Here is a 10,190-nt window from a genome sequence, read left to right as displayed (position 1 = left end):
ATCACGCACGCGCGGGCGCCGCCGCACCAGCGCCACCGCCCAGCGACAGCGCGCCGACGATGCCGCCGCACATGCCGATGCAGTGCACGCTGCCGGCCAGGCCGACCATGAACAGCGGCAAAAAGCTCAGGGCATTCATCGCGGCGCGTTCTTACACCGTTTTCGAGTAGCGCAGCGGCTGCGGCGCATCCGGCGTGGCGCTGGCGCGCGCCAGGGTCAGGTAGCGGTCGAAGACCATGCAGATATTGCGGATCAGCAAACGCCCTTTCGGCGTCACCGTCAGCCAGTCTTCCTCGATCACCAGCAAGCCGTCGCGCGCCAGTTCGCGCAGTTTTTCCAGCTCGCTGGCGAAGTAGCTGCGAAATTGCACGGGGTGCGCCTGCTCGATGCTGGCGATCGACAATTCAAAATTGCACATCAGCATCTGGATGATGATACGGCGCAATAAATCGTCCGTATCGAGCTTGATGCCGCGCGCGATCGGCAGCACGCCCTCATCGAGTTTTTCATAGTACGCGTCGAGCGTCTTTTCATTCTGGCTGTAGACGGCGCCGACGGAGCTGATGGCCGACACGCCGCAGGCGATCAGGTCCGCTTCCGCGCGCGTGGAATAGCCCTGGAAGTTGCGGTGCAAACGGCCCTGGCGCTGCGCCACGGCCAGATCGTCCGTCGGCTTGGCGAAATGGTCCATGCCGATGTAGACATAGCCGGCGGCCGTCAGGCGCGCGATGCACAGGCCCAGCATGGCCAGCTTGGTGGCGCTGTCGGGCATGTCGGCGTCGAGGATGCGGCGCTGCGGCTTGAACAGGTGCGGCATGTGCGCGTAGTGGTACAGGGCGATGCGGTCGGGGCTGGCGTTGATCACCTTGCGCAGCGTTTCCGTCATCGTTTCCAGGTTCTGCTTCGGCAAGCCGTAGATCAGGTCGATGCTGATCGAGCGGAAACCGGCGTCGCGCGCGGCCTGCATGATGGCCACCGTTTCCGCTTCCGGCTGGATGCGGTTGACGGCTTTTTGCACGTCGGCGTCGAAATCCTGCACGCCCAGGCTGATGCGGTTGAAGCCTTGCGCGCGCAGCGAAAACACGCGTTCGCGCGACACCGTGCGCGGGTCGATCTCGATCGAATATTCGCCGTCTTCATCGGCGGCGAACTCGAAATGCTGGCGCAAATGCGCCATCAGTTCGTCCATCTGCTTTTCGCTCAGATAAGTCGGCGTGCCGCCGCCGAAGTGCAGCTGCTCGATCTGGTTCATGCCGGCAAACAGCTTGCCCTGCATGGCGATTTCCTGCTTCAGGTAGCTGAGGTAGGTGGCCGCCTTGCTGCGGTCTTTCGTGATGATCTTGTTGCAGGCGCAGTAGTAGCACAGGGTGTCGCAGAACGGCACGTGCACGTACAGCGACAGGGGGCGGCGGCCGCCGCGCATGCGCAGGGCGGCCAGCGCTTCGAGGAAGTTGCCATAGCCAAAGTCGCCATTGAAACGGTCGGCGGTCGGGTAGGACGTGTAGCGCGGGCCGGACTGGCTCATCTTGCCGATGATGACCGGGTCGAATTCGACGACGGCGTCCAGTTCGGCGGAAGCACTGCTGAGTAGTGTAGGCATGATGTGGGTTCAGTCTTGAAAGGTTTAGGCGGCCAGGCGTTTCAGGCCGCTGGGCTTGCCAGCATTCGCGGCACCGGCGGCGCCCGATTTGCCGCCTGGCGTGGCGACACGGCGCGGCGGCGGCATCTTGCCGAAATTGAACAGGCTCACGGCTTGCGACAGGCTGGCGGCTTCTTCCGCCAGGCGCGTGGCGGCCGCGGCCGCTTCTTCCACCAGGGCTGCGTTCTGCTGCGTCACCTGGTCCATGTGGGCGATGGCCTGGTTGACCTGGTCGACGCCGATGCTCTGTTCGCGCGAGGCGATGGAGATTTCCTGCATGATGGCCGTCACCTGCTTGACGGAGCTGACCACCTGCTCCATCGTGGCGCCGGCGCGGTTCACCTGCTGCATGCCGGCGCCCACCTTGCCGACGGAAATTTCGATCAGCTGCTTGATATCCTTGGCCGCCACCGACGAGCGCTGCGCCAGGTTGCGCACCTCGCCCGCCACCACGGCAAAACCCTTGCCTTGTTCACCGGCGCGGGCCGCTTCGACGGCCGCGTTCAGGGCCAGGATGTTGGTCTGGAAGGCGATGCCCTCGATCAGGCCGATGATGTCGACGATCTTCTTCGACGAGGTGTTGATTTCGTCCATGGTGGTGATGACGTCGGAGACAATCTCGCCGCCCTGCACCGCCACTTTTGAGGCGGCCATGGCCAGTTCATTCGCCTGCACGGAATTGTCCGCGTTCTGCTTCACGGTGGACGAGAATTCCTCGATGCTCGACGCCGTCTCTTCCAGGCTGGCGGCCTGCGATTCCGTGCGGCCCGACAGGTCCATATTGCCGACGGCGATCTGCTTGGTGGCGACCGCCATGGTTTCCACGTTGATGCGCACGTCGCGGATGGTGGCGATCAGGTTGCTGTTCATCTGCTGCAGCGCGCGCAGCAGCTGGCCCATTTCATCGGTGCTGTCCGTTTCAAAGCTGCCCGACAGGTCGCCGGCGGCAATCGCCCGCGCGCCGTTCAGGGCCTTGCCCAGCGGTTTCAGCACGGACATGCGCAAGGTGTACCAGAGGAAGACGTTGATCAGGAAACCGAACAGGGTGGCGCCGAAGATGGCGTAGTTGGTGATTTCGCCGCCGCTGGCGAACAGGCTGATGATGCACACCAGCAGTTGCAGGCAGTTGACGATGGAGGTCGCGGCCCAGATGCGCAGGTTGAGCGACATGTGCGTCAGGCTGTGCAGCAGGTGCGCCAGGCCCGGGCGCACGATCTGGCCGTTCTTGATGACGATATTGCCGCCTTCCTTGTTGCGGATGGCCGCGTAAGCTTCCTCGGTAGCTTTCACCTGATCCTTGTCGGCTTTCACGCGCACGGACATGTAGCCAATGGTCTTGCCCGCTTCGCGGATGGGCGTGACGTTGGCGCGCACCCAGTAAAAGTCGCCGTTCTTGCAGCGGTTCTTGACCAGGCCCGTCCACGGCGTGCCCGCCTGGATTGAGGCCCACAGGTCGGCGAAGGCCTCGGCCGGCATGTCCGGGTGGCGCACGATGTTCTGTGGCGAACCGAGCAGCTCTGCCTCGCTGAAGCCGCTGACCTGGCTGAAGTACGGATTCACATACACGATATTGCCGTTCATATCCGTTTTCGACACGATGGCCTGATCGTCCAAGACGAGGACTTCACGGTTAGTCACTGGCAAATTTTGGCGCATGGTCGCGGCTTCCTGATCGGTTAAATGAGCAATTGGTGAGTAAGACTTGCACGATTGCAAGAACGGAGATCAGTGTAAGGAGTCGACTACGCAAATTTATTGATGTAGATCAAAATCCTCCAGATTGGCTCGGCTAATTTGCCGCAGCGCGCAAGCGAGCAGCGGTTTCGTCACGGCGGCTTTTGGTTTATAGTGCCAAATTGGCTATTTCTTTTGCTAATTTGCACTATTTTCCAGCGCGGCTTTCCAGGAGACCCATGGGTTTATTCGACTTTTTCCGCCGGCCGCCCACGCGCGCGGCGTTTGCGCAGATCATCCTGCGGCAGATCGCCCAGCACCAGCTGGCGCCCGATTGCCGCTATGACAGCGAACAGTTCCGCATCGTGGCCGCTGGCGTGGACGGCATCATTTTCAACCTGGACAATGCCTACCGCGACTATTGCGCCGCGCCGCGCCAGCAGCGGGCCGCCGTCGTGCAGCAATACCTGAGCATCTACTCGTCTCCCGGCATGCCGTCCAGCTTTGCCGAGGCGCGCGCCAGCCTGATGCCCGTGCTGCGCAGCCGCCAGCAGGGCGACCATCTGCGCCTGCTGGCGCAAGCCGAGCCGCAGCGCGCGGCCTTTGTCACCGCTTCGCAGGACTTCAGCGAGGATATGGTCATCATGCTGGCCTACGATACGCAGACGAATATGGCCACCATCGGCCAGGCCAGTCTGACGCAATGGGGCGTGACGTTCGAGCAGGCGCTGGCGGCGGCGATGGACAATCTGCGCGACCGCACGGCGCAGCGCTTTGTGGCAATGGGCAATGGCTTGCTGATGGGCGATTGGAACGATGCCTATGACTCCTCGCGCCTGCTGCTGCCCGATTTGCTGTACCGCGCCTGCCAGGGCGGCGAACCGCTGGTGATGGTGCCCACGCGTGGCCGCCTGCTGCTGGCATCGTCGAACAATGCGGCGGCACAATTGAGCATGTTGGCGCTGGCCGAGCAGCTGGCGCGCGACGAGGGGCGGCATGTCTCGAGCGCCATGTACGGTGTGCGGCAGGGCAAGGTCGTGGCTTGCCAGCCCGCCGATGCCGGCGTTGCCGCGGCGTTGCGGCGCCACCGGACGATCATCGGTGCGGATCTTTACAATCAGCAGAAGCTGGAGTGGGAACGCCTCAACGCGAGCACGGGCGAGGATGTTTTCGTTGCCACCTGCCTGTTGATCGAGCGGCAGTCGGGCGAGCGCGTCGTTTCCGTGAGCAGCTGGGCCCGCGACGTGCATACCTTGCTGCCGCGCACCGATGTGGTGGCCATCGAGCTGTACGATGAGCACGGTGAGCGCAGCGGCAACAAGATGCTGGCGTGGGACGATGCGCAAGCGATCGACGGCGGCCTGATGGAGCAGATCGATTGCTACCCCGTGCGCTACCGCGTGCGCGCGTCTCCCGATCCGCAGAGCCTGGCGGCGGTGCCAGCCTGCGAGATCTGAGCGCTGGCGGCTAGTCGCTGCCCGCCGTCAGCGGCCGCAGGCTGCCCACGGCGTAGCCTTGCGCGTAGTCGATGCCCAACTCGCGGATGACGGCCAGGGTTTCTGCGTCTTCCACGTATTCGGCCACGGTTTTCAGGCCCATCACGTGGCCCACTTCATTGATGGCCTTGACCATGGCGCGGTTGATGGCGTTGCTGGCGATGTCACGCACGAAGACGCCGTCGATCTTCAAATAGTCGACGGGCAGGGCCTTCAGGTAGCCGAACGAGGAAAAGCCGCTGCCGAAGTCGTCCAGTGAAAAGCGGCAGCCCATGGCCTTGAGCTGGTGCATGAACGCCTGCGCCTTGGGCAGGTTGGCGATGACGGCCGTTTCCGTGATTTCAAAGCAGATCTGTTCGGGGGCGATCGCATAGTACACGAACTGCTCGGTAATGTAGTCTTGCAGCTCCGTGTCGGCCAGCGAGGCGCCAGACAGGTTGATCGAATACAGGGCCGGGGCGCGGCGCTGGCTTTCGGCCATGGCTTCGAGCGGCGCCAGGCTGTCGCGCACGCTCTGGATATGCTGGCAGACGGCGCGGATCACCCAGCGGTCGATGGACAGCATCATGTCGTAGCGTTCGGCGGCGGGAATGAAGGCGCCGGGCAGGATCAAATCGCCTTTGCCGTTGCGGATGCGGATCAGCACTTCGTCGTGGAATTCCGGGCGGTCGCGCAGGTGCACGATGGGCATGGCGTACAGGCGGAAATAATTGTGCTCGAACGCTTCGTTCAGGCGCGAAATCCACAGCATTTCGCCATGCCGCTGTGCCAGCATGACGTCGGACTCCTGGTACACGTGCAGGCGGTTGCGGCCCTGTTCCTTGGCCAGGTAGCAGGCCTGGTCGGCCGCGCTCAGCAGCTCGCTCATGGACTTGCTGTCCTGTGAAATTTCCACCATGCCGATGCTCACGCCCAGCTCGAAGCTGCGGCTATCCCAGGCGAAACGAAAATCGCGGATCGACTGGCGCAGCTGTTCGCCGACCACGCGCGCATGGTCGAGCGGACAGTGCGGCAGCAGCACGCCCAGCTCGTCGCCGCCCAGGCGCGCCAGGATGTCGCTGTCGCGCATCTGCTGTTGCAGCATTTTTGCCAGCAGCTGCAGCAGCACGTCGCCGGCGCTGTGACCGCAGGTGTCGTTGATGACCTTGAACTGGTCCAGGTCCAGATACAGCAGCGCATGCACATGGCCCTCCTGCTTGGCCGTGTGCAGGGCGCCGGCCACTAGGTGCTCGAATTCGCGGCGGTTGATCAGGCCCGTCAAGGTGTCGTGCGTGGCGTGCCATGACAGTTGCTGGCTCAGCTTGCGCTCGTGGCTGACGTCGCGAAACACGACGACGGCGCCGAGGATCTCGCCGTTGCGCGACCAGATCGGCGCGGCCGAGTCCTCGACGGCGATGCGCCGGCCGTCGCGCGTGACCAGCTGCGCATGCGTGGAAATACCGATGGCCTGGCGCTGGCGCAAACACTTGATGGCCACGTGGTCGAGCGGCTGGCCCGTGTGCTCATCGACCAGGTGCAGGGTTTCCCAGATGTCCAGGCCCTGCGCCAGCTGGTTGCTCCAGCCCGTCAATTGCTCGGCCACCCGGTTCAGGTAGCGCGTTTTGCCGAACGGGTCGGTGGTGATCACGCCATCGCCGATGGAGCTGAGCGTCACTTCCGCCAGTTCCTTGCTTTCGGCGATCATCAGTTCGCGGGCCATGTGCTCGGTGATATCCCAGATGATGCCCAGGGTGCGGTCGGGCTGGCCGTCTGCATCCGTGAAGATGTGGGCCTTGGCCGCCAGCCAGTGCTCGCTGCCATCGGGCCACACGACGCGGTACTGCAAAGCGTAGCCGCCGCGCCGGCGCACGCCGTCCTGCAGCACGTCCAGCACCTTGTCGCGGTCGCCGGCATGCACGCAGTCGAGAAATTCGCGGAACGGCTGCGTCAACGGGAGCTCTTCCAGGCCCAGCAGGGTGGCGCCCCTGGCCGACCAGGTCACCGTGCCGTCGATCACCTTGCCGTCGACGATGCGCGAATCCCAGATGGCCATGTTGGCCGCTTCCAGTGCCATCTGCAAACGTTTCTGCTGGTCGCTCATGCTGCTCTCCCCCGCGCGGATATACAGGTAGACGCGCGCGCGGCGATTAGGTTCCCGCGACCTCGCCGGGCAGGCCGGCGTTGGCGCGCGCCACGTCGCGCACGTTCTTTTGCACGGCCACGGCGGCAAACAGGCTGAGCAGGAATGCCATGGCATAAAAACCCTTTTCGCTGTTTTGCAAGGTGGCGTTCCACAGGCCTACCGTCAGCAGCAGCAAGGCCAGCAGCACGGAAATCCAGCACAGGCCAAAGTAGATGCCCGTCACGGCGATGCCTTCGCTGCGGTCGCGCACGGATTTTTGCAGCGAGATGGCGGCGAACAGGCCGTACATGAGGATGGTGAAGTAATAGCCCTTCTCGTTGAGCGCCATGCCGGCGTTCCACAGGCCCGTCAGGTAGGTGATGACGCCGATCAGCAGGGCCAGCCAGGAGGCGCCGATGAAGGCACTGCTGGGACGTTGGAAGGGGGATGTCTGCATAGGATCTCCATGGGCGGGCAGGCGCCGCGGCATGGCCGGGGCGGCAGGCACGGATGCGCCTGCCGCCCCATCAGACCAGAAAAGTTATTTGCCCGATTTGACCAGGCGCAACAAAGCCGAGACGGCCTTGACGCCGGCCAGCACCAGGGCGCCGGCGATGACGCCGGCCACGGCATTGATCAGGCTGGGCGTGATGGCCGCCAGCACGGGGCCGATGCCGGCCACGCCGCCGACGGCTTGCTCGGCGTGGTGCAGCATGCCGCTGGCCCATGGCCAGCCGTGCGTCAGGATACCGCCGCCGACCATGAACATGGCCAGGGTACCCACCACGGAAAGGAATTTCATCAGTTTCGGCGCCGCCGACACCAGCATGCGGCCAAAGCCGCGCACGCCATCCATCAGCACCCCCGCGCCCTTGCGCGCGGCCAGATAAAAGCCGGCGTCGTCGAGCTTGACGATGCCGGCCACCAGGCCATACACGCCCACCGTCATGAGGAGGGCGATGCCGACGACGACGGCCACCTGCTCGGCGAAGGTGGCCGTGGCCACCGTGCCCAGCGCGATGACGATGATTTCCGCCGACAGAATAAAATCGGTGCGGATGGCACCCTTGATCTTGTCCTTTTCCAGCGCGACGAGGTCGACCTGCGGATCGCGCAGCGCCTGCGCCAGCTCGGCCTTGTGGCTGTCGTCCGGGTGCAGGTATTTATGCGCGATTTTCTCGAAACCCTCGAAGCACAGGTAGGCGCCGCCCACCATCAAGAGCGGCGTGATGGCCCACGGTGCAAACGCGCTGATGGCCAGCGCAGCGGGCACGAGGATGGCCTTGTTCTTCAGCGAGCCGACGGCGACGGCCCAGACCACGGGCAGTTCGCGCTCGGCGCGCACGCCGGCCACCTGCTGCGCGTTCAGCGCCAGGTCGTCGCCCAGCACGCCGGCCGTCTTCTTGGCGGCCACCTTGGTCATCAGGGAAACGTCATCGAGAATGCTGGCGATGTCGTCGAGCAGGGCCAGCAGGCTGGAGCCGGCCATCTCAGCGCGCTCCCACGGCGGTGGCAGGGAATCGTGGAGCGAGGAAAGTGTTGTTTTTCATGATGTTATTCTTGGTTGAGCGGCAATGGATGATGTAGGTACGGCATGACTGCGATCTTACCCCAGGGATGGCCGGCAGGGCCGCACGGGGCGAGGTAAAATTGCTCACCATCTCATTTTTCGGACACCGCATGCCCTTCGCCACCTGGATCACCTTTGTCATCGCCGCTTCCATCATCGCCGTCTCGCCCGGCTCGGGCGCCGTGCTGTCGATGTCGCACGGCCTGTCGTACGGGGTGAAAAAGACCAGCGCCACCATTTTTGGCCTGCAGCTGGGGCTGCTGGTCGTGCTGGCCATCGCCGGCGCCGGCGTCGGCTCCCTGCTGCTGGCGTCCGAAGTGGCCTTCAACATCGTCAAGACGGTGGGCGCGCTGTACCTGATCTACCTGGGCCTGTCGCAGTGGCGCGCCAAGGTGGCCGTGGCCGGCGACCTGCACGCCGACGCCGTGGTACCGTCTTTGCGCCGCCGCGTGCTGACGGGTTTTTTGACGAATGTGACCAATCCCAAGGGCATCATTTTCATGGTGGCGGTGCTGCCGCAATTCATCAGCCCGGCGTCGCCGCTGCTGCCGCAGCTGCTGATACTGGCCGTCACCATGTGCACCATCGACCAGATCGTGATGCACAGCTACGCCTTCCTTGCTTCCTCGATGCAGCGCTTCTTCCGCGACGCGCGCGCCGTGAAAAAGCAGAACCGTTTCTTTGGCGGCCTGCTGATGGCCGTGGGCGCGGCCCTGTTCTTCGTCAAGCGCGGCGGCCAGGCAGCGGCCTGAAGCAGACAATATGCAAACATTTGTAAGCCCGCTTGCGGTGCCGGCCCGATAGGACTGTAATCGGGGTGTTGTCTACCTTTCATCTTTGTCCGTCCTGCCTGGAGCGCGCCATGCGTCCGACCCTGTCTCTCCCGTTGTTGAAAACCATCTGCGCCATGCTGCTGTCGTCGGCATGTACGCTTGCCCTGGCGCAGGACCCGCCCGCCCGCGTGGGGCGCATTTCCACCGTTGAAGGGCAGGTGCTGGTGCGCGCCGGCGATGGCGAGGCGCAAAACGCCCTGCTGAACTGGCCGATTACCACGGATAACCGCCTCACCACCATGCGCGGCGCGCTGGCCGAGTTCCGCGTCGGCGCGGCCGCCGTGCGCCTCGATGGCGATGCGGAACTGGAAGTGAGCGAACTCGATGACGACAGCGTCAAGCTGCACCTCGGCTACGGCACGGTGAGCGTGCGCGTGCGCAATGCCGAGGCGCTGCGCGGCGTCGAGCTGACCACCGCCGAGGCCCGCGTGATCCTCACCCAGCCGGGCTGGGTGCGCATCGATGCCGGGCGCCAGCCCGGCACCAGCGTCGTCAGCGTGCTTGAAGGGGCGGCCGACGTGGATGGCGCGACGGGCAGCGTCACCTTGCGCGCCGGCAAGCGCGCCGAGCTGACGGACGAGGAACTGCGCACCGGCTCGCTGCAGCGCGTGGCGTTCGACAACTGGCCCGAAGCCATGCCCGCCGCCACGCCGGCCTTGCGCTATGTCACGCACGATACCACCGGCTATGAAGAGCTGGACCGCTACGGCGCGTGGCAGGAAGATGCGGAATACGGCCCCCTGTGGCTGCCCGGCAGCGTGCCGGCGGGCTGGGCGCCGTACAGCGACGGGCGCTGGACCTGGATCGCGCCGTGGGGCTGGACCTGGGTCGACAATGCGCCGTGGGGCTACGCGCCCTCGCATTACGGCCGCTGGGT

At 64.4% G+C, this 10,190-nt stretch carries 8 protein-coding genes and 1 pseudogene; 3 read left to right on the top strand and 6 right to left on the bottom strand.

Annotated elements, in window-relative coordinates; translation table 11 throughout:
- Positions 1 to 7: 7 nt before the first annotated feature.
- From JaAD80_RS21845 to JaAD80_RS21835, 3 genes and pseudogenes are all read right to left on the bottom strand, one after another.
- Positions 8 to 139 (bottom strand): annotated as a pseudogene (locus JaAD80_RS21845) (sulfite exporter TauE/SafE family protein); the annotation flags it as partial.
- Positions 140 to 151: 12 nt separating this feature from the next.
- Complete coding sequence (gene hemN, locus JaAD80_RS21840; RefSeq protein WP_102297378.1) at positions 152 to 1,600, bottom strand: oxygen-independent coproporphyrinogen III oxidase; 1,449 nt, start codon at positions 1,598 to 1,600, stop codon at positions 152 to 154.
- 24 nt (positions 1,601 to 1,624) lie between these two features.
- Positions 1,625 to 3,295 (bottom strand): PAS domain-containing methyl-accepting chemotaxis protein, encoded by a 1,671-nt coding sequence (locus JaAD80_RS21835; RefSeq protein ID WP_102297375.1) that lies wholly within the window; start codon positions 3,293 to 3,295, stop codon positions 1,625 to 1,627.
- A gap of 257 nt (positions 3,296 to 3,552) precedes the next feature.
- On the opposite strand from JaAD80_RS21835, the gene JaAD80_RS21830 reads away from it, so the two are divergent.
- Positions 3,553 to 4,770: a hypothetical protein gene (locus tag JaAD80_RS21830; RefSeq protein ID WP_102297373.1), complete on the top strand. Its 1,218-nt coding sequence runs from the start codon at positions 3,553 to 3,555 to the stop codon at positions 4,768 to 4,770.
- 10 nt (positions 4,771 to 4,780) lie between these two features.
- Here the strand turns inward: JaAD80_RS21830 and JaAD80_RS21825 are convergent, their stop codons facing one another.
- From JaAD80_RS21825 to JaAD80_RS21815, 3 genes are all read right to left on the bottom strand, one after another.
- Positions 4,781 to 6,889: an EAL domain-containing protein gene (locus JaAD80_RS21825; protein WP_102297371.1), complete on the bottom strand. Its 2,109-nt coding sequence runs from the start codon at positions 6,887 to 6,889 to the stop codon at positions 4,781 to 4,783.
- A gap of 46 nt (positions 6,890 to 6,935) precedes the next feature.
- Positions 6,936 to 7,367: an inner membrane protein YiaA gene (gene yiaA / locus JaAD80_RS21820; RefSeq protein ID WP_102297368.1), complete on the bottom strand. Its 432-nt coding sequence runs from the start codon at positions 7,365 to 7,367 to the stop codon at positions 6,936 to 6,938.
- A gap of 84 nt (positions 7,368 to 7,451) precedes the next feature.
- Entirely contained in the window at positions 7,452 to 8,399 is a 948-nt protein-coding gene (locus JaAD80_RS21815) for a DUF808 domain-containing protein (RefSeq protein ID WP_102297367.1), read from the bottom strand.
- 191 nt (positions 8,400 to 8,590) lie between these two features.
- On the opposite strand from JaAD80_RS21815, the gene JaAD80_RS21810 reads away from it, so the two are divergent.
- Together JaAD80_RS21810 and JaAD80_RS21805 are read left to right on the top strand one after the other, a co-directional pair.
- A complete protein-coding gene (locus JaAD80_RS21810) occupies positions 8,591 to 9,232 on the top strand; it encodes a LysE family transporter (RefSeq protein ID WP_102297364.1) in 642 nt (213 codons plus the stop codon).
- Between the two features lie 110 nt (positions 9,233 to 9,342).
- The coding region (locus JaAD80_RS21805; protein ID WP_374755265.1) for a DUF6600 domain-containing protein at positions 9,343 to 10,190 on the top strand (848 nt) is incomplete at its 3' end.

Origin of the sequence: Janthinobacterium sp. AD80 (assembly GCF_002878455.1) — a bacterium.
In the GTDB taxonomy this organism is placed as follows: Bacteria; Pseudomonadota; Gammaproteobacteria; order Burkholderiales; family Burkholderiaceae_D; genus Janthinobacterium.
The sequence above is the reverse complement of the archived record's forward strand: the minus strand, read 5'-3'. Positions and strand labels throughout refer to the sequence as shown.